The organism is Sphingomonas metalli (genome assembly GCF_014641735.1).
Lineage (GTDB): Bacteria > Pseudomonadota > Alphaproteobacteria > Sphingomonadales > Sphingomonadaceae > Sphingomonas > Sphingomonas metalli.
Map to the genome: position 1 here is coordinate 1 of NZ_BMIH01000007.1, position 21,128 is coordinate 21,128.

At 66.8% G+C, this 21,128-nt stretch carries 16 protein-coding genes; 9 read left to right on the forward strand and 7 right to left on the reverse strand.

All coding sequences use genetic code 11. The annotated features are described in order from the left end of the window. Nucleotides 1-861 precede the first annotated feature (861 nt). Complete coding sequence (locus tag IEX18_RS17790) at nucleotides 862-1,770, forward strand: LysR family transcriptional regulator (RefSeq protein ID WP_188661039.1); 909 nt, start codon at nucleotides 862-864, stop codon at nucleotides 1,768-1,770. Here IEX18_RS17790 and IEX18_RS17795 read toward each other — a convergent pair. Further along, nucleotides 1,767-4,643 (reverse strand): TonB-dependent receptor domain-containing protein, encoded by a 2,877-nt coding sequence (locus IEX18_RS17795; protein ID WP_188661042.1) that lies wholly within the window; start codon nucleotides 4,641-4,643, stop codon nucleotides 1,767-1,769. The genes IEX18_RS17790 and IEX18_RS17795 overlap by 4 nt on opposite strands. Nucleotides 4,644-4,949: 306 nt before the next feature. On the opposite strand from IEX18_RS17795, the gene IEX18_RS17800 reads away from it, so the two are divergent. From IEX18_RS17800 to IEX18_RS17825, 6 genes are read left to right on the forward strand one after another with little or no spacing between them, the layout of a single operon-like run. After that, nucleotides 4,950-6,278: a CitMHS family transporter gene (locus IEX18_RS17800; protein WP_188661046.1), complete on the forward strand. Its 1,329-nt coding sequence runs from the start codon at nucleotides 4,950-4,952 to the stop codon at nucleotides 6,276-6,278. Continuing rightward, nucleotides 6,275-7,612 (forward strand): acyclic terpene utilization AtuA family protein, encoded by a 1,338-nt coding sequence (locus IEX18_RS17805; RefSeq protein ID WP_229664702.1) that lies wholly within the window; start codon nucleotides 6,275-6,277, stop codon nucleotides 7,610-7,612. Before IEX18_RS17800 ends, IEX18_RS17805 begins: the two co-directional genes overlap by 4 nt. Next, nucleotides 7,613-7,936: an AtuA-related protein gene (locus IEX18_RS17810; RefSeq protein WP_188661049.1), complete on the forward strand. Its 324-nt coding sequence runs from the start codon at nucleotides 7,613-7,615 to the stop codon at nucleotides 7,934-7,936. Beyond that, nucleotides 7,933-9,939 (forward strand): alpha/beta hydrolase domain-containing protein, encoded by a 2,007-nt coding sequence (locus IEX18_RS17815; RefSeq protein WP_188661051.1) that lies wholly within the window; start codon nucleotides 7,933-7,935, stop codon nucleotides 9,937-9,939. Before IEX18_RS17810 ends, IEX18_RS17815 begins: the two co-directional genes overlap by 4 nt. Beyond that, complete coding sequence (locus tag IEX18_RS17820; protein ID WP_188661054.1) at nucleotides 9,926-11,401, forward strand: tannase/feruloyl esterase family alpha/beta hydrolase; 1,476 nt, start codon at nucleotides 9,926-9,928, stop codon at nucleotides 11,399-11,401. The genes IEX18_RS17815 and IEX18_RS17820 overlap by 14 nt, the downstream gene beginning before the upstream one ends. 7 nt (nucleotides 11,402-11,408) lie before the next feature. After that, nucleotides 11,409-13,646 (forward strand): beta-glucosidase family protein, encoded by a 2,238-nt coding sequence (locus IEX18_RS17825; protein ID WP_444544616.1) that lies wholly within the window; start codon nucleotides 11,409-11,411, stop codon nucleotides 13,644-13,646. A gap of 186 nt (nucleotides 13,647-13,832) precedes the next feature. Here the strand turns inward: IEX18_RS17825 and IEX18_RS17830 are convergent, their stop codons facing one another. From IEX18_RS17830 to IEX18_RS17855, 6 genes are all read right to left on the reverse strand, one after another. After that, entirely contained in the window at nucleotides 13,833-14,438 is a 606-nt protein-coding gene (locus IEX18_RS17830) for an FMN-dependent NADH-azoreductase (protein WP_188661060.1), read from the reverse strand. A 251-nt stretch (nucleotides 14,439-14,689) separates the two neighbouring features. Next, nucleotides 14,690-15,361, reverse strand: coding sequence for an IS6 family transposase (locus IEX18_RS17835; protein WP_188661063.1), 672 nt, complete (start codon nucleotides 15,359-15,361; stop codon nucleotides 14,690-14,692). A gap of 62 nt (nucleotides 15,362-15,423) precedes the next feature. Beyond that, nucleotides 15,424-16,890, reverse strand: a complete 1,467-nt coding sequence (locus IEX18_RS17840) for an NAD-dependent succinate-semialdehyde dehydrogenase (RefSeq protein ID WP_188661066.1) — start codon at nucleotides 16,888-16,890, stop codon at nucleotides 15,424-15,426. A gap of 5 nt (nucleotides 16,891-16,895) precedes the next feature. Further along, nucleotides 16,896-18,065, reverse strand: a complete 1,170-nt coding sequence (locus IEX18_RS17845; protein ID WP_188661068.1) for a serine hydrolase domain-containing protein — start codon at nucleotides 18,063-18,065, stop codon at nucleotides 16,896-16,898. After that, entirely contained in the window at nucleotides 18,062-18,442 is a 381-nt protein-coding gene (locus IEX18_RS17850; RefSeq protein ID WP_188661071.1) for a carboxymuconolactone decarboxylase family protein, read from the reverse strand. Before IEX18_RS17850 ends, IEX18_RS17845 begins: the two co-directional genes overlap by 4 nt. A 70-nt stretch (nucleotides 18,443-18,512) precedes the next feature. Then, entirely contained in the window at nucleotides 18,513-19,283 is a 771-nt protein-coding gene (locus tag IEX18_RS17855) for a GntR family transcriptional regulator (protein ID WP_188661073.1), read from the reverse strand. Between the two features lie 134 nt (nucleotides 19,284-19,417). Between IEX18_RS17855 and IEX18_RS17860 the strand changes: the two genes are divergently transcribed. Next, nucleotides 19,418-20,317 carry an NAD(P)-dependent oxidoreductase gene (locus IEX18_RS17860; RefSeq protein ID WP_188661075.1) on the forward strand — a complete coding sequence of 300 codons (900 nt, stop codon included), beginning with the start codon at nucleotides 19,418-19,420 and terminating at the stop codon, nucleotides 20,315-20,317. Next, a complete protein-coding gene (locus IEX18_RS17865) occupies nucleotides 20,310-21,116 on the forward strand; it encodes an N-acyl homoserine lactonase family protein (protein WP_188661078.1) in 807 nt (268 codons plus the stop codon). Before IEX18_RS17860 ends, IEX18_RS17865 begins: the two co-directional genes overlap by 8 nt. Nucleotides 21,117-21,128: the final 12 nt, after the last annotated feature.

Below are 21,128 nucleotides of genomic sequence, written 5' to 3' on the forward strand. Positions count from 1 at the left end.
CCCCAAATGGAGCAGCTTACCACTGGCAGGATTTCTCTCCGCCGCACCGGCACCTATGCCGGCGCTCCCGTGGCCGGGTTTGTCACCGCCCTACACACCCTCATCCTGCTGCCTTGGGCGCTTCTAATGCTCCGCATCGGAATGTTCGGCGGGCTCGCCTTCTGGGGCTAGTTTGGATAAAGGGGACGTTGCTTGAGCAGCTAGGACCCACTTCCGGTCAGTCGTGTCCGCTCTGCCGCTTCCAAGGTTCGGACACTCGTTCAGCTAATCAGGGAAACCTGAAAAGCACTCAGCAACGAACCTGCGTCAGAACCTCTGACGGCGACGGCTAGAGCGTGACGCAGATCACACGAAATCGATCTTGCGCAGCCATTCGCTGTAGCGCGGGTCGGAGCGGATGGGGGCGAGCAACGGGTCGGCCTTGAGGTTGATTAGCCCCGGATCCAGCCCGTCCCATACGCGTCCGATGGCTGCAAAGGCGGCATCTGCTCCTCAACGGGTCGAGGGCCTCCGAGCGCTGGTAAAGCGTGATCGCTTCGGCATCGCCGAAGTTAAACAGGAAGGTGCCTCGCGTCCGCAGCACCACTGCGTCGCCCGGCGAGGCGGCATAGGGCCGATCGTAGGCTTGAGACGCGCCACAAAGGTCGAGTTTGGCTTGAAGCACGAAGGCCAGCGCCAAGTATAACCCGCCGATAGGCGGAGCGAGCGCGATCGCACGGCGGGCAGCCTGTCTGGCCAATGGGAAGCATCCTCAATGCCGCTGTTTTCCACCTGCAAACCGGCCGATAGTGACCGAGTGCAGCGTGGTTGACCGAACCTCAAAAACAGTACCATCGTGAAGTTATGCCAAGGTCCCCTAGCATGACGAGCCTGCGATTGTTCATGCTCGTCGCCTATCATCGGAGTTTCAGCGAAGCGGGGCGTGTCGCGAATGTTTCGCAACCCGCGCTCAGCCGCACCATCCGGATGCTGGAGGAACAGCTGGACGCGCGTCTGTTCGATCGGGACTCGCGAAACGTCCGGCTCACCGCCGCGGGCGAAGCGCTGCTGCCGATCGTCGAGCGACTGACCGCGGACTTCGATCACGCCTTTTCCGAGCTTTCGCAAAGCCTGAGCGGCGCGCGCGGTCGCGTCGTGGTCGGGGCGCTACCGTCAGTTGCGGCCGGTGACCTTCCCGCGGTGATCGCCTCGTTCCGGCTCAGCCATCCACTGGTCGACGTGGTGCTGCGCGACCAGTTGTCGGGCACGCTCTACCAGCAGATGCAGGAGCGGCAGATCGATCTTGCCGTCACCACGCCGCCGGAGGAGGGGGCGTTCCACTTCGACCCGCTGATGCAGGACGCGATGGTCCTGGTGGTCAAGGCGGGCAGCGAACTCGATACGGGGACGCCGGCACGATGGGCGATCTTCGCGGACCACCCCTTCATCGCGATGGCACCGCGCAGCAGCGTCCGTGAGCTGACCGATGCGGCCGTGAGCAAGGCCGGCGTGACCGTGCGTGGCCTATATGACTGCACCCAGCTCGCCACGGTCGGCGCGCTGATCGAGGCGGGGCTGGGCATCACCGCCCTGCCTCGCTCGACCCTCGGCATCCTGCATCAGGGGCGGATCGCAGCGCGGCCGCTGTCCCATCCCAGCGTCGAGCGGACGATCGGCCTCGCCTACCCTCTCGGCAGGACGCTACCCCCCGCCGCGGACGCCTTCCGCCGACATTATCTGGCGGAGATGCGCGGCGACCAGCGCGCGCACCAGCCGCCGCAATCCGCCTAGAACTTCGCGCCCAGCCGGATGTAGGTCTGCCGCCCGAAGGGATCGCCGAGCGTCGAGAGATAGCCCGTATATTTGGCAGCGGGCGGCGTCTTGTCGAACGCGTTGATCATGCCGACGATAACGTCGAACCGCCGGTCAGGCCCGAACTGGAGCCCGGCCTGAACGTCGATCGCCGACCAGGCGCCGATCCGGTCGGTCACGGGTGTTCCGACCACCGCCAGATAGTCGTCCTTCACCCCCGATACGTACCGCCACGTCGCCGAGGCGAACACGGCGTCGACCGATGCGTCGATGCTCGCCAGGTTGCGCCAGCGCGGCGCCGCCGCCGCGGTCAGCGGCGAGGTCTGGAAGTTGTTGCGGTAGCCGACGCCGTCGTAGACGACCGTACCCGTGTCGACGTCATAGGTCGCAAGATAGCTGAGATTGTCGCGCAGCGAGACCTGGGCCGAGCCGATGTCGAAGGTGTAGCTGGCGGCGACGTCGATGCCCGACGTGCCCGTGCCGCTCGGCGCATTGTAGGATTGGACGATGATTGTCTGCGCCGAGCCGGTCGCGTCACGAATCACATTGGGTCCGTTCGGATCGGCGTTGATGACCGCCTGGCCGTTCTGAAGCTGGATCTGGTTCTTGTACTTGTATTTCCAGTAATCGACCGAGAGCCGCAGCCCTGGGACCGGCAGCAGGGTAGTGCCGATGTTGAACACGTCCGCCTTCTGCGGCTGGAGGTTCGGGTTGCCATAGGTCTGGACCGACCGGAACACGGTGGTTCGATCGTTTGGGTCGATGATATTGACGACGTTCGTGTTGATCAGCACCGCCGCCGAGTTCTGGATCGAGGGCGCCTGGAACGCCTTGCTCGCCGACACGCGGACCGCGATCTGCGGGATGATCCGCCAGTTAGCGGAGATCTTTGGCGCAACGGTGTTGAAAGCGCCATAGTCTTCATACCGGCCGGCGGCGTTGATGTTGAGACCATCGACCACTTCGTAATTGGCCTCGGCGAAGACGCTTTTCACCTCGCGCTCGAAGGCGGTGTTGCGGTTTGGCCCGAGAAAGCCTGCGAAACCGCTGGTCAGAAGATCCGAATAGGTGTTGGAGAGCTTCTCCTTGCGATATTGCACGCCCACCGCCACGTCGAGCGAGCGGCCGTTGATCGACAGGAGCGGGCCGTTCACCACGGCCTCGCCGATCGCATATTCGATCTTGGCGTTGGAAACGACGTTACTTTGGAGGTTGAATATCAGCGACGGGTCAAGGCCGGCCGTGTCCTTGGCGAAGGTGCTGTAATAGAGGCAATTGCCCTGCCCCGCGACCGCACCGGCGCCGGGGCCGCTGTAGCGGTAGTTGCAATTGGGTCCGCCGAAGCCGTTGAGCGCCGCCTGGAACAGCGTCAAGTCGGTGTCGCGGTCGGTCGACTGGACGTCGGCGCGTGAATAGGTCGCATTGGCCGTGTAGCGCCAGCCGCCGCCGATCTGGCCGCGCCCGCCCAGCACGAACTGACGCTGGTCGACCTTGTCCTGGATCAGGCGATATTGATAATCCGGAAAGCCCGCCGAGCCGATCGCCCGCCCGACAAAGGCGACGTCGACGCCGAAGGGATTATAGGGGTTCGACGCCGGCACGATCGGCGGCCGCGCTCCGATCCGGTTCTGCGCGTAGGAGGGCACGCTGAACCGCTTCGAATCCTGGTGGTAGAAGCCGAATTCGGCGAACAGTGTATGCCCCGGCGCGATCTCATAGGTCGTGTCGTTGTGGACGAGGTAGCTTTTCGCCTCCGGGCGGATCGGGTTCTGCGCCTGAAAGCTGAATTGGCAGGATCCCAGACCGAAGCCGGGGCTGTTCGCGGCGGGGACATAGCGGCTCTGCGTTTCGGTCGAGCCGCAATTCGGGTCCACGACGCTGACCGTCCCGGCGGCGTTGCGGAAGCGATCGTAGAGCTGTGAATAATTGTTGCCGTTGATGATCACGTCGCCGCCCGCGACGGTGCGTGGTCGCGAGTAGAGGATGTAGCTGCCCGGATTGGCGCCAGCTCCCGACGAAGGATTGAAGAAATTGGTGATCGCCCGGTCGCCATTCTGCAACCGGTCCTGATAGCGATAGGCGGCCGAGGTGACGCTGTGGAAGCGGTCGTTACCGAAACCGATCATCGCCTGGACGTTCGCTGACGGCGAGTCGTCGATATGCGTCGCCTGCGCGGACAGCTTCAGCCCGTTGAAGCGGGTGTTGGTGATAACGTTGAACACACCCGCCACCGCGTCCGCACCGTAGGTGGAGGAAGCGCCGTCGAGCACCGTCTCGATCCGCTCGATCGCGATTTCGGGCGTCAGGCTGTTCAGGTTCACGAAGCCGTCGGCGGGGACGACGCGCCGGCCGTTGAGCAACACCAGCGTCGCCCCCGAACCCAGTCCGCGAAGATTGGCAGACCGGGTATCGCGCGAGTCCGCGCCGCCGCCCTTGGCGAGATCCTGGATGCCGCCCGCGCTGCCGACATTCTGCGGGATGAAGCGGGTGATTTCGGCCAGCGACTGGACGCCGGTCCGGTTGAAGTCCTTGGCGTCGATCGCCAGCACCGGCGATGCGCGATCTTCCTGGCGCACGTTGAGGTAGGAGCCAGTGACGATGATGTCGGGCGCCGCATCCTGCGTCGGTGCCTGACTGCTCGCGGCCGGGTCGACGGTCGTATCGTCGGTGGTCACCGGTGCCGCGGGGAGCGAGGGAGGCGACTGCTGACCCGCCGGTGCCGGGCTGGTCGGGCCGGCCGGCGGCTCGGCGGTCTGCGCCGCAGCGGCGGTCGCCAGCAGCATAGGGGTCGTCGCGCAGGACAGCATCGCCACTGCCCGGATACGGCTGCGCTTGTGTGGAACCACGGTCATCTCGTCCCCTCCCTTTTGCAGAGCCATGGCGGGGAACGGCGGGCGCAATGGACGGCTCGATGCCGTACCTCAGGGTTCGCCGATCCTCTCCACCACGGTCTTCTGCCGAGTTGCACCCTTGTCTTGGATCGGTGAGGACCAGAAAAGAAATAGAAACTTACGATCGACCCATAGCAAATATGCATCGATCGTTTCACGTTGGATCCATTCTCGGATTGTATAGGTCTATCCAATCATTCTCATTGCTGGATCAACAGCAAGGTCGCATGATGGCTGGGCCCGGCACTCGACCGGACGGGGAGGATCATGCTTGCAGTCATCGGAGCGCTGGCGGTGGTGTCGCTGCTTGCGCTTATCCTGTCCAATCGCACATCGCCGCTGGCTGCCCTCATCCTGGTGCCCGTGGTCGCAGCGCTTGTGGCAGGGCTCGGCGCGGCGGTTCCCGGCTATGTCGTCGCGGGGCTCACCAAGATCGCCCCGGTCGCCGGCATGTTCGTCTTCGCCATCCTGTTTTTTGGGATCATGACCGATGCCGGGCTTCTCGCCCCGCTCGTGTCGCTCGTCCTGCGGCTGGTCGGCGAGCGGCCGTCGCGGATCACGCTGGGCACTGCGCTGCTGGCGCTCCTCATCCATCTGGACGGGTCGGGCGCGGTCTGCTTCCTGGTCACGATCCCGGCCCTGCGTCCGCTCTACGACCGGCTGGGCATGGATCGGCGGGTGCTCGCCTGCACCGCCTCGATGGCGGCCGGCGTCAATTTCCTGCCATGGACCGGCCCGACCCTGCGTGCGGCGGCAGCGCTGAAGGTGCCGGTCCACACGCTCTTCACCCCGATGATCGCGGTCCAGCTCGTCGGCCTCGTCTTCGTCTTCTCGGCTTCCTGGTGGCTCGGGCGACGCGAGGAGGTTCGACTGGCCGCCAATGACCCCCTGCCCGTCGCGGCGGGAGCGTCGGTCGCGCCGGGCGCCTCGCCGGCACCCGGACATGATGGGGACACGGATGCCGCCGGGCTGCGCCGCCCGAAGCTGTTGCCGGTGAACGTCGTCCTGACCCTGCTCGTGGTCGGGGTGATGATCGCCGGCCTGACCGAGCCCGTGGTGGTCTTCATGATCGGCACCGCCGCGGCACTCATCATTAACTATCCCGGTGCCGCCGAGCAGCGCGCGCGGATCGACGCGCACGCCCGGGCGGCGCTGCTGATGGCGGGCATATTGTTCGCGGCGGGCGCCTTTACCGGAATCTTGAACGGATCGGGGATGATCGCGGCGATGGCGGAAACCGCCGCGACCCACGTTCCGCGCGAACTCGGCGCGCGCCTGCCGGTGGTCGTCGGTGTCCTGGCGATGCCGCTCAGTCTGCTGTTCGATCCCGACTCCTTCTATTTCGGGGTGCTTCCGGTGATCGCGGGGGTCGCGGAGAGCTTCGGCACGCCGGGGGTGGCGATCGGCCGCGCGGCACTGCTGGGACAGATGACCACCGGCTTCCCGGTCAGCCCGCTTACCCCCGCAACCTTCCTCGTCGCCGGGCTGAGCGGGATCGAACTGGGCGCGCATCAGCGCTTCTCGATCCCCTGGCTGTTCGCCGCGAGCCTTGTCATGCTCGCCGCCGCGCTCCTTTTCGGGGTGCTGCCGCTGTGATCCGGCCGGCGACCGTCAGGATCGGCGCAGGCGCCGGCTTCGCGGGGGATCGGATCGAGCCGGCTCTGGAGCTGGTGGAAAAGGGCGAACTCGACTTCCTCGTCTTCGAATGCCTCGCCGAGCGGACCATCGCGCTCGCGCAGAACGCCCGCCGAAGCGACCCGGACGGAGGTTTCGATCCGATGCTGCTCGAGCGGATGCGCCGCATCCTGCCCGCCGCGCGGGCGCGAGGGGTGCGGATCGTCACCAATGCCGGCGCGGCCAATCCGCTCGGCGCGGCCCGCGCCGTGGCCGCCCTCGCCGGCTCTCTCGGGATCGGGCCATTGCGCATCGCGGCCGTACTCGGCGACGACGTGCTCGATACGGTTCGCAGCGAGCCGTTCGCATTGATCGACCGCGAGGGCACGAGCGCCGATCTGCCGCCGATCATCTCCGCCAACGCCTATCTCGGCGCAGCGCCGATCGCGGACGGACTGGCGCGCGGTGCGGACATCGTCATCACCGGGCGGGTCGGCGACCCGGCCTTGTTCGTCGGGCCGCTGATCGACGCCTTCGGCTGGTCGCTCGACGATCCGACCCTGATGGGAAAGGCGACGGTGATCGGCCACCTTCTCGAATGCGCCGGACAACTCACGGGCGGCTATTTTGCGGATGCCGGACGCAAGCAGGTGCCCGGCCTCGCCCGCCTCGGCTTCCCGCTGGCGGAGGTTTCGGCCGATGCCGGCGCCGTCTTCACCAAGGTTCCCGGATCGGGCGGGCAACTCTCGCTCGCCTCCTGCAAGGAGCAGCTCCTCTACGAGATCCTCGATCCCGGCGCCTATCACCAGGCCGATGTCGTCGCCGATTTCCGGTCGGTGCGTCTGGAGGAAGTGGGCCCGGACCGGGTCGCCGTCAGCGGCGGCGGCGGCAGCGTCCGGCCGGACACGCTCAAGGTCTCGATCGGCTATGACGACGGCTTCATCGGCGAAGGCCAGATCTCCTATGCCGGGCCCGGCGCCGTCGATCGGGCGCGACTGGCGATCGCGGTGGTGCGCGAGCGGCTCGCGCTGATCGATGCAAGGATCGACGAACTGCGCTGCGACCTGATCGGGATGGACGCGGTCGATCGCACCGGTCTCGGCTCCTGCCCCCGCGAGATCCGGGTTCGCATCTGCGGCAGGGCTGCCCGCGAGGAGGATGCGGCCTCGATCGGGGCGGAGGTCGAGGCCTTGTACACCAACGGTCCCTTCGGCGGGGGCGGTGCGACCCGTTCGGTGCGCCCGGTGGTGGCGGTCGCCTCTACCCTGATCCCCCGCGACCGGGTCAGCCCCAGCGTCGTCATGGTGGAGGCCTAAATGCAACTCGGCGACATCGCGCACCTGCGCACCGGGGACAAGGGCGACATCTCGCAGGTATCGGTGATCGCCTACGATCCGGCCGACTATGCGCTGCTCCTACGCGAAGTCACGGTCGATCGGGTGCTGACGCATCTCGCGACGCTGACCGTCCGGCGGGCAACCCGCTACGAGCTGCCCGGACTCGGCGCGCTCAATTTCGTGCTGGAGGGCGCGTTGAACGGCGGGGTAACCCGCTCGCTCGCGCTCGACGCGCATGGCAAGTCCCTCGGCGCGCAGCTGCTCGATCTGCCGCTTCGCGGGACCATCGGAGACCCGTCATGACCCGAACGGTGCGCATCGGCGCCGCCGCCGCCATCGTCCTGCTCGCCGCCGGCGCTGCGGACGCCCGTCTGACCCGTTTGATCGTGGAGAAGACGGAGACCGTCGCGCCGGCTGGTTTAGGTGCGCCCGGCTATCGCATCCTGCGTGGGCGATATGAGGGTGATCTCGACCCGCGCGATCCCCACAACCGGATCATCACCGATCTCGATGGCGCGCCGCGTGCCTCGAACGGTCGGGTGCCCTATTCCGCGACCTTCGCCATTGCGCTGCCCGTGGACCGCAGCCGGGCGAGCGGGTTCCTGATGTACGACGTCCCCAATCGCGGCAACGGCGCGGTCGCGGCGGACCCGGACGGGCATGTCCGCGTCATCAGCGGCTGGCAGGGCGACATCACCGACGCCGATGCCCAGCGCCTGACGGTGCCGATCGCCACCGGTCCGCGCGGGCGCCCCCTGACCGCGCCGGTGCTCCAGCGCTTCACCGACATGCCCGCCGGCGCGACAAGCATCGCCATCACCGGCGGGATCGGCCGGCCCACCCCGCGCCCGGCGCCCGTCTCGCTCGACACACGCCGTGCGCGACTGTTCCGCCAGACCAGCGACACGGCAGCACCCGTCGATATCGCGCCCGGCGACTGGGCGTTCGCCGATTGCCGCACGATGCCATTCCCCGGCACGCCCGATCCCGGGCGCCTCTGCCTGCGCGGCGGTTTCGACCGCAACCAGGCCTATACCCTGGTCTATGAAGGCAAGGCGCCGCAGGTCCTCGGCATCGGTTTCGCCGCGGTGCGGGATCTCAACAGCTTCCTTCGCTCCGCCGCGGCCGACGACGTCGGAAACCCCAACCCGGTCGCGAAGATGGTGCGCTGGCCGATCATCACCGGCACGTCGCAATCCGGCAACTTCGTCCGCAGCTTCATCGCCCTCGGCTTCAATCAGGGCGAGGATGGTCACCGTGTGTTCGACGGCGCCAACCCGAACATCGCGGCGCGTCAGGTACCGCTCAACATCCGCTTCGGCGTGCCGGGCGGTGCCGCGGGCCTCTACGAGCCGGGTAGCGAAGGGCCGCTCTGGTGGACCTCCTACACCGATCGGGTCCGCGGTCGTGGCACCGCCAGCCTGCTCGACCGGTGCCGGTTGTCGCAGACCTGCCCCAAGATCGTCGAGACTTTCGGCTCGGCGGAGTTCTGGGGGCTTCGCATGTCGCCCAACCTTGTCGGCACCGACGCGAGCGCCGACCTCCCTCTGCCCGCTGAGGTGCGCCGCTACTACTTTCCGAGCGTGACGCATGGCGGCTCCTATGTCGGCGGCTTCCCGACCAAGGGCGACCCCGCCTTTCCGGGTGCGCCGGCCTGCACCCTGGCGTTCAATCCCAATCCGTCCACCGAGACGCGGCGCGCCGTGCTCAAGGCCCTGGCGGAATGGGTCGCCACCGGGCGCGCGCCGTCGCCGAGCCGCTATCCGACGATCGCCGCCGGCGATCTGGTCGCACCGAACGCGGCAGCGATGGGGTGGCCGCGCATACCCGGCGTGCCCTCGCCCGACGGCAAGCTCAATCCGTTTCTGGATCAGGATTTTGGCGACCGCTTCGACTATCGCGACCTGTCCGGCGTATTGACCCGCCAGCCGCCGGTGATCCGGCGGACGATCCCGTCGCTGGTGCCGCGCGTCGATGCCGACGGCAACGAGACGGCCGGGGTTCCCTCGGTCCAGCTGCTCGTGCCGATCGGCACCTATACCGGCTGGAACGAACTGGCCGCCGGCTATGGCAAGGGCGGCGGCTGCGGCTTTGTCGGCGGTTTCGTGCCGTTCGCGCGGACCGAGGGGGAGCGCCGCGCCGCGGGTGACCCGCGCCCCTCGCTGGAGGCGCGCTACCGCGACCATGACGGGTTCGTCGCGCGGGTGCGCGCGGTGGCGGCAGAGCAGGTCGCGGCGGGGTGGCTGCTGCCCGACGACGCCGCAAAGCTGATCGCGCAGGCGCAAGCGAGCGATGTCCTCCGCTAGGCTCATCCTCGCCGCGGCGCTGCTGGCCGGGCCCGCTGGCGCGGCGACCCAGCCCTGCGCGGCGCTATCGGCGTCGGGTGGCAGCGTGCAGGCGAGGCCCATCGCGGCAGTAGGGACGACACCAGCCTTCTGCCGGGTCACGGGAACGCTGCGCCCCGTCGCGGGCTCGCGCATCGGGTTCGAATTGCTGCTGCCCGCAGCGGCGAGCTGGACGGGCCGCTTCCAGATGCTCGGCAATGGCGGCTATTCCTCGGCACTTCCACGTGCGGCAATGATGGCAGCGCTCGGTCGCGGCAGCGCTGTGGTCGCGACCGATACCGGCCATGACGGCGACGATCCAAGCTTTGCGCGCGGCCGGCCGGAAGCCATCGTCGATTGGGGGTGGCGGGCCGTCCATCTCACCGCGCGCGCGGCGCAAAGGCTGGCGGCGCGCTATTACGGCCGCCCTCCATCCCATCGCTATTTTGCCGGCTGCTCGACCGGCGGCCATCAGGCGATGATGGAAGCCCAGCGCTTCCCGGACGATTTCGACGGCATCGTCGCGGGTGCTCCCGGTGCCGACCGGACGCGGCTCAATGCCGCGTTTCTGTGGCAATATCTGTCCAATCATCCGCGCGGCCGGAACGACACGGCCATCCTCGATAGCGGCGACCTCCAGCTGCTGGCGCGTCATAGCTACGCCAGCTGTCGGTCGACCAACGGCGGGCTCGGCGGCGGGTTGGCGGACGATCCCTGGCTCAACGATCCGCTGTCCTGCCGTCCCGATCCCGCTGCCCTGCTCTGTCGGCCGGGCGCATCGGGTGACTGCCTCTCCCCAACCAAAGTCGAAGCAGCCCAAGCGATGTATCAAGGCGTTCATGACCCACGTTCGGGCGCGTCCCTCACCTATGCATGGCTTCCGGGCAGCGAAACCGGTTGGAGCGGCTATTGGGCCGACCCGGGCAACGCGCAGCAGCCCGCTCGCATCAATTTCTGGCGGGACTGGGTGTTCCGGACGCCAGAATGGACATGGTGGTCGTTAAATCCGGCGCGCGATCTCGCCGTGGCGCAACGCCGGCTGTCGGCAACGGTCGACGCGGTCAGCCCCGATCTGTCGCGGTTTCGCGCGCACGGAGGTCGCCTACTTGTCTATCACGGCCTCGCCGACCCGGTCGTCTCGCCGCGCGATACGGTCGCCAAGTTCCGGCACGCGCGATCCGTGACCGGCGGCGACGAATGGGCCAGACTGTTTCTCGCGCCGGGTGTTGGTCACTGCGCTGGCGGCCCGGGCTTTGACCGGTTCGACCCACAGGCTGCGATGGAGGCCTGGGTGGAGCGCGCGGTCGTGCCCGAGCACCTCGTCGCGGCCGACGCGGCGGGGCGTACCCGTCCACTCTGCCCCTATCCCCGACGTGCCGTCTTCCGCGGTGGCGATCCGCGCCGGGCGGACAGCTTCACCTGCTCTGCCCCCCCGACATCCTGAAGGAAATATGATGAACCACCTTCGTGGCTCGACCGTCCTTATCGCCGCTCTGCCCCTTGCCTTCGGCGCGCTGGGGCCAGCACTCGCCCAGAATGGGGCCTCAGACGCGTCGGCACGGGCGGAGGCGACGCTTCGCCGTATGCGTCCGGCGGAGAAGACGGTGCTGACCCATGGCATCATGCCGCTGCCGATCGGAGAGAATCCGCCCCCCGTGCCGGCCGAGGCGATCCCCGGTGCCGGCTATGTCGCCGGCATTCCGCGCCTCGGCGTCCCGTCGCTTCGCGAGACCGATGCGAGCCTCGGCGTCGCCTATGTCTTCGGCTTGCGCAAGGACGGGGCGACGGCGCTGCCCTCGGGCCTGGCGATGGCATCGACCTGGAACCCGGACCTCATTGAGCAAGGCGGCCGGATGATCGGCGGAGAGGCGCGGGCGAAGGGTTTCAACGTTCTGCTCGCAGGCGGGGTCAATCTCGTGCGCGATCCGCGCAACGGCCGGAACTTCGAATATCTGGGCGAGGACCCGTTGCTCGCCGGCACCCTTGTCGGCCATGCGATCCGCGGTATCCAGTCGAACAATATCATTTCGACCATCAAGCACTTCGCGCTCAACGGCCAGGAGACGGGTCGCAAGTTCGTCGATGCGCGGATCGGCGAGGCGGCCGCGCGGGAGAGCGACCTGCTGGCCTTCCGCATCGGCATGGAGATCGGTCAGCCCGGATCGGTCATGTGCGCCTATAATCGCGTCAACGGCGAGCAGGCCTGCGCCAACGACTGGCTTCTCAACCGGGTGTTGAAAGGTTCATGGGGCTATAAAGGCTTCGTCATGTCCGATTGGGGCGCGGTGCCGGGCCTCGACGCGGCGCTGAAGGGCCTCGACCAGCAGTCTGGCGAGCAGCTCGATCCCGGCCTGTTCTTCGGCGACCGGCTCGCTGCCGCGGCCAGGACCGACCCCGCCTACGCGACCCGGCTCGACGACATGAACCGCCGCGTCCTATGGGCGATCTACGCCAATGGCCTCGACCGCGTCCCCGCGCGTCCGGGGGGCGCTATCGACGTCGCCGCGAATGCTGCCGTCGCGCAACGCGTGGCCGAACAGGGGATCGTGCTCCTCCGCAACGAGCGCAACGCCCTGCCCTTGGCGGCGAGCGCTCGCAGGATCGCGGTGATCGGGGGCTATGCCGATACGGGCGTGCTGTCCGGCGCCGGGTCGAGCCAAGTGCAGGGCAAGGACGGTCCCGCGCTGTCGATTCCGCTCGGGGGCGACGGGCCGTTCGCCTCGTTCATCGCCCAGTCCTACCACCGTTCGGTTCCGCTCAAGGCCCTGAGAGCGCTCGCGCCGCAGGCGGACTTCCATTTCCGCGACGGCCGCTACATCGCGGACGCGGTGGCGCAGGCCAAGGCGGCCGACGTTGCGATCGTGTTCGCCAATCAATGGGCGACCGAAGGACTGGACCAGCCCGATCTGTCGCTGCCGAACGGGCAGGATGCGCTAATCGATGCGGTGGTGCGGGCCAATCCCAACACCATCGTCGTTCTCCAGACCGGCGGGCCGGTGCTGATGCCGTGGCTCGATCGGACGGCGGCGGTGGTCGAGGCATGGTTCCCCGGCGCGCGGGGCGCCGAGGCCATCGCCAACGTCCTGTTCGGCCGGGTCAACCCCTCGGGCAAGCTGCCGATCACCTTCCCCGCCGGTACGAGCCAGTTGCCGCGTCCCCAGCTCGACGGATTCGACACGCTGGAGCCCGATTTCGCCGGCGGCATGCCGCGGCCGGGCATGACCCTTCAGGCAAACTATGCGATCGAGGGATCGGACCTCGGCTATCGCTGGAATGCGCGCAAGGGACATCAGGCGCTGTTCCCGTTCGGCTACGGCCTGTCCTACACGCAATTCGGCATGACCGGGCTGCGCGTCGATGGCATGAAGGCCCGCTTCGAGGTGGCCAATACCGGCCAGCGCGACGGCGCGACGATCGCACAGCTCTACCTGGTCGAGCGCGCCGGCAAGCCGGTGCGGCGTCTGGTCGGATTCCAGCGCGTGCAGCTCGGGCGGGGCGCCAGCCAGCGTGTCGACCTCGTGATCGACCCTCGGCTGCTTGCCGATGCCGTGTCAGAGGGATGGAGCATGCCCGGCGGTCGCTACAGATTTGCCCTCGGCAACGACGCCGAGCATCTGGGCGAAGCAATCACGACGCAGTTGCAAGCGCGGCGTTGGTCGGACGGGCCTCTTCCGACTTCGTTGCAGTAACTTACTTCAACGAGCGCTCATGAGTGGGACACGAAGATCCAGAATCTTCAACAAAACGCATCCTCGGTCATTCAGACTGGACTAGCTGCGCGCGCGAACCGGACGTTCGTTCAGGTTTCTTCCCAAGTGCCTATCAGGTGGCCGGCCACGGCCTGATCTCCGTAGCTGGCCGCACTGACGAACTGATCAGGCAGCGATCGCCTCGATCTTCTGGGCGGCGCTCGCCATCGCGGCTTGATCCTGCTCTGGTCCGTAAGCGATGCCTTCCGCTCGGATTATTTCGACGTCCACGATGCCGACGAAGTTAACGATCGCTTTGAGGTAGGTCGAGAGATGATCGTACGCGGCAAACGGTCCTTGCGAATAAATACCGCCCGATGAGAGCACGAGATAGACCTTGCCGTTCAGCAAGCCGCGTGGCCCCTCGGCCGTGTAGCTGAATGTCTGCCCGGCGATCGCTACATGGTCGACCCACGCCTTTAACGTCGAGGGTACTGTAAAGTTGTACATGGGCGAGCCGACCACCACCACGTCCGCCGCCTTGAGCTCGTCAACGAGAGCCTTGAATCGGCTTATGGTCTCGGCCAGCCTGGTGTCGCCTGTATCCTCGGCCGTCCAGGCATGCCGGATTGTCATGTCGATGTGAGGAAGCTGGGCGGCGACGAGATCGCGGTACACGATCGTCGCACCGGGATTGGCGGCTTCGAGCCGCTGAACGAGTTCGCCAGATAGGCGCCGTGTATGCAAGGCGGTGCTGTCGCTTGCGCTAGCGTCAAGGTGCAGGATGTTCATAGGGTCAGCTCCGGTCTGGAAAAGTGACCTGGACCAGCTATGTGACCCAATGCGCCCCGCCAAGAAGGCATTTTTGCAGGACCAAGTCACATGGAGCTGACCACCTCCGAGCCAATTCATGTTGAATGCAAGCGGTTCAGCGGGTGCTGTCAGTCTAACGCGAACCGCTCTCCCCACCATGCACCTTGGCCTTTGAGGCTTGCAGCTTAGCTCGCAAGGATCTGCCACTCCGCCAGCGCGGCGGAGCGTCGTTACTTGTAGGTCTTGCGGTCGATGAGGTGGCGCTCCAGGCTGAAGTGGTTTTGGATGTTGGCGTGGACGGAAGCAAATTTCTGTAGCGTCTTCATCTGCCGGAACCTAAGCATCGCCCGCTCTCGTCGTCGGAACGGCAGGTGGCTGTTTTCCACCCGGTTGTTGGCCCAGCGGCCAACCTCCTGCTTCTCCCCGTTGCCCAGCTCGTTCATCGCAGCACGGTAGGAGCGTAGACCGTCGGTGGTGATCGCCTCGGGTGAGCCATGCCGCTTCAGCGCCTTCCGCATGAATGTAAGCGCGGCCGCCTTGTCACGGGTCTTGGTGACGTAGCTCTCCAGCACCTCACCCTCATGATCGACCGCCCGCCAGAGGTAGACCATCTCGCCGTTCAGCTTCACGTACATCTCGTCGAGATGCCAGCGCCAGTGGCGAAAGCCCCGCATCCGGCTCATCTGCTGACGGCGGATATCGCCTGCGAACATCGGGCCGAACCTATTCCACCAGAGGCGCACGGTCTCATGGCAGATGTCGATCCCGCGCTCGAACAGCAGATCCTCGACGTTGCGGAGCGACAGCGGGAACCGCACGTACATCAGCACCACGAGCCGGATCACTTCCGGCGACGAGTTGAAGTAGCGAAACGGCGAAGCGGGCTTGCGCGGGCGAGGCATTCCCTTGCTCTAGCCGCACATGGCGGCCGGTTCATTTAGTTTGACGAAGCCCTTGGCTATAATCAACGAGTCCTGACCCTAGTGACAGTCTTATACACGAGATAATCGTCGATCCCGAGCTGCCCTCCCTCACGACCGTACCCTGATTCCTTGATGCCGCCAAACGGTGCCAATTCCGACGAGATCAGCCCAGTGTTCAAACCGATCATTCCATATTCGAGGGCTTCCGCGATGCGGGTCATTCGATCGGCCGAGCGGGTGAAGACATACGCTGCCAATCCCGCGGGCGTGTCGTTAGCAAGAGCGATCGCCTCCGCGTCCGTCTCGAAACGAATAAGCCCCGCCACGGGACCGAAGGTTTCCTCCCGTGCTAACAGCGCATCGGGCGATACGTCGCGCAGGACGGTGGGTCTAAAGAAGCTTCCTCTGTGGGAAGGCGCGGAGGGTCCGCCGACTAAAAGGCTGGCTCCTTTCTCCAACGCGTCTTCGACGTGGCGGCGCGCCTTTTGTACCGCGCGATCATCAATTAGCGGGCCGATCTGGTAATCGCGGACAAAGCCGTCGCCCATCGTCATGGTGGCGACGCGCTCTGCGAGCTGGCTTGCGAAGGCATCGTATATTCCGTTCTGGACCAGTACGCGGTTGGCGCACACACAAGTCTGCCCAGCGTTCCGGAACTTGCTCGCCAGAGCGCCTTCCACCGCCGCCTCCAAATCGGCGTCGTCGAAAACCAGCAGCGGTGCGTTCCCGCCCAGTTCCAAGGACACGCGCTTGACGGTCGCCGCGCAACGTGTAGCCAGCATCTTGCCGATTGCAGTCGAGCCGGTAAAGGTGAACTTGCGCACGCGCGGATCGCCCGTCAGCACGTCGCCGATCGGCCCGGGTGCCCCCGTCACCACGTTGAAGACGCCGCCTGGAATGCCGGCCTCTTCGCCGAGGCGCGCCAGCGCCAGGGCGGTGAACGGCGTCAATTCCGACGGCTTCAGCACCATGGTGCACCCCACCGCCAAGGCCGGCGCCGCTTTGCGTGTGATCATCGCGAGGGGGAAGTTCCACGGCGTCACCGCCGCGACAACACCGACCGGCTGCCGCAACACAGTGATGCGGCTGTCAGCGGTCGGCCCTCCCGTGACAAAGCCTTGGACGCGCTTGGCCTCTTCGGCAAACCATTCGACGAATGCCGCGCCATAGTCGACCTCGGCGCGGGCCTCTGCCAGCGGCTTGCCCTGTTCGCCGGTGATGATGCTTGCCAAATCGTCGCGATGGTCTCGCAGCGCGTCGAACCAGCGGCGCAGAACGGCCGACCGCTCCTTGCCGCTCCGGGCGCGCCAGTCGCCCAGCGCGGTTGCCGCCGCATCGACCGCGCGCGTGGCGGCAACCGCGCCGAGATTGGGCACATGGCCAACCAGCAATCCGGTCGCGGGATCGTGGACGGCGATGTGCCCTCCACCGGTTTCCCAACCGCCCGCGATATAGGCCGCCTCAATGCGCAGATCGGCGCGGGACAAGGCGAAGCGCGCGGTGTCCATAGCGCTCAGCCGACCGCGGACGCGACGATGTCGGACAAGCGCTGGAAGCGCAGGATATTGTCGTTCGGCTCCAGCAGCCCGGCGGTCAGGCAGACGAAGCTGACGTCCGATACCGGATCGATCCAGAACAGGGCGCTGCCGGCGCCGTAATTGCCGAAGGTGCCGGGCGCGGTCAGCGTGCCGAACATGTGATGGCGGACATGGTCGGTGCGGACGGTGAAGCCGAGGCCGATACCGGCGGGCGCCGGCGTCCAGCCGCGCTTGTGCGCGAGCATACGATAGAGTTCGTTGGGCTTGTCGCCGGTCCAGTTGCGCGTCGCCAGCGCCATCGTCACCGGCGAGAGGATCCGCGCGCCATCGAGCGTGCCGCGACGGCGCAGCATCTCGGCGAAGCGATGAAGGTCGGGAACGGTCGAGACCGCGCCGACCCAGGGCATCTCGGCCCGCTCGTCCTCGAAGGCGCCGTTCGGCCCGGGCACGCGCGCACTGCGATGCTCGATCGGCGAATGGCCCTGAAAGTCCGGAACGATGTGGCGCGCCTGCAGGTCGGCGCGCACGCCGATCGCGGTATCGTCCATGCCGAGCGGCGCGAACAGATCGTCGGCTATGATCTCGCGATAGCCGCGGCCCGCCGGATCGGTTCGCCGCAGCATCTCGCCGAGCAGCAGTTGATTGTACATCGGCGAATAGTTCACCCGGTCGCCGGCGGGCTCGATGCTGTGCACGTTCTCGAAGACGACGCGCAACACCGCATCCAGATCGTCGAGCGCCATTCCGGGCTGCGGGGCATAGTGCATCGGCAGCCCGGAGCTGTGGGTCAGAAGGTCGAAGACGGTGATCTGGGCGCGAAGCCCGCCGTCGAATTCCGGGATCACTTCCGACACCGCGGTCGTCAGGGCGAAGCGGCCGAGCTCCACGGCGCGCAGCGCGAGGACGTTGGTGAACGCCTTGGTGGTCGAGAAGATGGTGAAGACCGAATCCGCCGCCAGCGGACGCGCGCGATCCGCATCGGCGTGACCGATCACCGCATCGAGCGCGATCCGGCCGCCACGGGCGACCCTGACTACGGCACCATGATAGCGGCGCGCGGCCAGATCGGCCTCGATTACGCGGCAAAGGTGGTCGAGCCGGGCCGCATCCATGCCGGCCGCCGCCGCATCCGCCTTCCCAGTCACGCCGCGTCGAGCTCGGCAAAGGCTTCGCGCGCGATCCGGGTCGAATCGAGCCCCGCCGGCACGCCACAATAGACCGCGACCTGCAGAATCGCCTCGCAAATTTCCTCGCGCGACAGACCGTTGGTCAGGGCCGCCTTGACGTGCAGTTTCAGTTCGTGCGGACGGTTCAGCGCGCTGATCATGCCGATGTTGAGCAGGCTGCGGTCGCGGCGCGACAGGCCCGGGCGGGTCCATACATGGCCCCAGCAATATTCGGTCGACAATTCCTGCATCGGCCGGCTGAAATCGTCGGCGGACGCTAACGACCGCTCGACATAGTCAGCCCCCAGCACCTCCTTGCGCAGCGCCAACCCGGCATCAAACTTCGTGTTGCTCACCCGTCATCCTCCCGTCGATCCTCGCCGGGCTTGTGTCACAACAAACTTGTCCAGACAAGTTAGATTAGAATCAGGCCTTCATGCGGCGCAAGTGCATCGACATGCTGAAGCGGTCGGCGGGGTAGCGGTTGAAGGTCACTTCGGCGGTATCTCCGTCCAGCGTGTGGTATACGCGGCGGATCTCGATCACCGTTTCGCCCGCGGGCAGCTTCAGCGCGTGGCTAGGCGCCTCGAGCTTGAACGCCCGGACGAACTGTTCGACATCGCCGATGCTCTCGCCATAGATCAGCTCGATCAGGGCATAGATCGGCCCCGATTGCTTGCCGAGCAGCCGCCCCACGCCGGCGAACTGTGCGGCGACGAAGATCTCCACCTCGCACAGCGGCACGTCGTCGCCGGGCGCGTAGCGCAGTCCGTCGATCCGCAGCCAGGACTGCGCATCGGTTGCATGCAGATGGGGTGCGACCGAGGGCGGCGTCTTGATGAGCGTCGCGCTGTCGCCGAAGTAGCGGGACTCGACGCCGAAGTCGTGCAGGTCGCTGATCGAGCTGACCCGGTGGACATAGGGTTGCGGCCCGCCTTGCTGGGTAACGACCGTGCCGAACCCCTGGCGTGGCTCGACCAAACCGAGCTCGCGAAGCTGACGCAGCGCCTCGCGCACCGTATGGCGGCTCACCCCGAACCGGGCGACCAGCGTCGCTTCGGACGGCAGCGCCGCGCCGACCGGGTGAAGCCCGCGCAGGATCTCGGTCCGCAGCGCCTTCAGCACCATCTGGTGCAGCCGGTCCTCGCCTTTCTCGGCGGTCGCGATCATATCCGGCTTGCTTGAGGATCTGGCCATGGCGGGGAATGTAACGAGGCTCGGCTACGCCGGGCAAGCCCGCGCCGTCGTCGTCGACGAGGTGGCTTGGCAAGACGGACCGCCGCAGGTACATATCCGTACAAGTTACGGCGGATTATCTGGAGACGTTCGGCATGGCTCAGGCCCTGGGATTTATCGGTATCGGCAAAATGGGACGGCCGATCGCCGAGCGTCTGGTCGCAGCCGGCCACAGGGTGATCGCGCATGACGCAAAGCCCGACGCATGCGCCGGCTTCGACAGCATCGGCGCGACCGTCGCCGACCTGACGGTGCAGGCGGAAATCCTGTTCCTCAGCGTTCCGACGCCGCCGATCGTCGCCGAGGTGGTGGAGGCGATCGCCGCCGCCCCCGGCCGGACGAGGATCGTCGTCGACCTGTCCACCACCGGTCCGGACGGCGCGCGGGCGGCGGCGGCGACGCTCGCCGCAGCGGACATCACGCTGGTCGACTGCCCGGTCAGCGGCGGGGTCGCCGGCGCGCGGGCGGGCACGCTGGCGCTGATGGCCGGCGCCGACGACGCAGCGGTCGCCCGGGTGCGCCCGCTGCTGGAATGTTTCGGCCGGCTGTTCCATGTCGGCCCGGATGCCGGCATGGGCCAGATGATGAAGGTGGTGAACAATCTGATGTCGGCGCACGCGCTGGTCGTCGCAGGCGAGGCCGCAGCCATGGCGGTCAAGGCCGGGCTCGACCCGGAAACCGTCGTGTCCGTCCTCAACGCCGGAAGCGGCCGCAACAGCGCCACGCTCGACAAATTCCCACGCCAGGTGCTACCCGGCACCTTCGATGCCGGCTTTGCCATGGGGTTGATGCAGAAGGATCTGCATCTCTGCATGAGCCAGGCGAAGGCGATGGAACTTTCGATGCCCGCCTCCGAACTGGTCGCGGAGATCTGGGCGAAGGCCACCGAGGAACTGGGCGGCGATGCCGACTTTACCCGCGTCGTCGAACGCGCCGAGCGCGCGGCCGGGGTGAAGATCCGCAGCCGCGATGCCGCGGTGCCGGCCCATGGCTGACACGGACGGCGTGTGGCAGGTCTATGCGATCCGCTACGCCGTCAATCCCGGCCAGCGCGCGGCGCAGAACTTCATCGGCGGCGACCCGCATGACGGACCGATGCCGCTCGACTACTTCGTCTGGCTGATCCGCTCGGGCGAGCGGGCAATACTGGTCGATACCGGTTTCGACCGAGCGATGGCGGACCGGCGCGGTCGCACGCATCTCGCCTGCCCGGCCAAGACGCTCGCCCGGATGGGCGTCGATCCGGAGGGGATCGAGGATGTGATCCTCACCCACCTCCATTACGACCATGCCGGCAACCATCACCTGTTCCCGCAGGCGCGCTTCCATGTCCAGGACCGCGAGATGGCCTATGCGACCGGGCGCGCAATGGTGCATGGCGCGCTGCGGGCCCCCTACGAAGCGGATGACGTCGCGGCGATGGTCCACCGCATCTTCGCCGAGCGCGTCGCGTTCCACGACGGCAGCTGGGAACTGGCACCGGGGATCGTCTGCCACCGCATCGGAGGCCACACCGATGGCTTGCAGGCCGTGCAGGTCCGCACCGCGCGGGGGCGGGTGGTGCTCGCGTCCGACGCCAGCCACTTCTACGCCAACATGGAAACCGGGCGCAGCTTCCCGCTGGTCTATCATCTGGGCGACATGCTGGAGGGGTTTCATCGCCTGCGCGAGCTTGCGGACGGCGACGACCACGTTATCCCCGGTCACGATCCGCTGGTAATGGCCCGCTACCCGGTACCCTCGCCCGAGCTGGCCGGGATGGTCGCGCGCCTCGACGTACCGCCGATCGGCTGACGGGAGGGGTGG

Bases quoted from the DNA above. Each gene is read 5' to 3' on its own strand.
- IEX18_RS17790 (WP_188661039.1), top strand. From the start codon at position 862: ATGACGAGCCTGCGATTGTTCATGCTCGTCGCCTATCATCGGAGTTTC.
- IEX18_RS17795 (WP_188661042.1), bottom strand. From the start codon at position 4,643: ATGACCGTGGTTCCACACAAGCGCAGCCGTATCCGGGCAGTGGCGATG.
- IEX18_RS17800 (WP_188661046.1), top strand. From the start codon at position 4,950: ATGCTTGCAGTCATCGGAGCGCTGGCGGTGGTGTCGCTGCTTGCGCTT.
- IEX18_RS17810 (WP_188661049.1), top strand. From the start codon at position 7,613: ATGCAACTCGGCGACATCGCGCACCTGCGCACCGGGGACAAGGGCGAC.
- IEX18_RS17815 (WP_188661051.1), top strand. From the start codon at position 7,933: ATGACCCGAACGGTGCGCATCGGCGCCGCCGCCGCCATCGTCCTGCTC.
- IEX18_RS17820 (WP_188661054.1), top strand. From the start codon at position 9,926: ATGTCCTCCGCTAGGCTCATCCTCGCCGCGGCGCTGCTGGCCGGGCCC.
- IEX18_RS17825 (WP_444544616.1), top strand. From the start codon at position 11,409: ATGATGAACCACCTTCGTGGCTCGACCGTCCTTATCGCCGCTCTGCCC.
- IEX18_RS17830 (WP_188661060.1), bottom strand. From the start codon at position 14,438: ATGAACATCCTGCACCTTGACGCTAGCGCAAGCGACAGCACCGCCTTG.
- IEX18_RS17835 (WP_188661063.1), bottom strand. From the start codon at position 15,361: ATGCCTCGCCCGCGCAAGCCCGCTTCGCCGTTTCGCTACTTCAACTCG.
- IEX18_RS17840 (WP_188661066.1), bottom strand. From the start codon at position 16,890: ATGGACACCGCGCGCTTCGCCTTGTCCCGCGCCGATCTGCGCATTGAG.
- IEX18_RS17855 (WP_188661073.1), bottom strand. From the start codon at position 19,283: ATGGCCAGATCCTCAAGCAAGCCGGATATGATCGCGACCGCCGAGAAA.
- IEX18_RS17860 (WP_188661075.1), top strand. From the start codon at position 19,418: ATGGCTCAGGCCCTGGGATTTATCGGTATCGGCAAAATGGGACGGCCG.
- IEX18_RS17865 (WP_188661078.1), top strand. From the start codon at position 20,310: ATGGCTGACACGGACGGCGTGTGGCAGGTCTATGCGATCCGCTACGCC.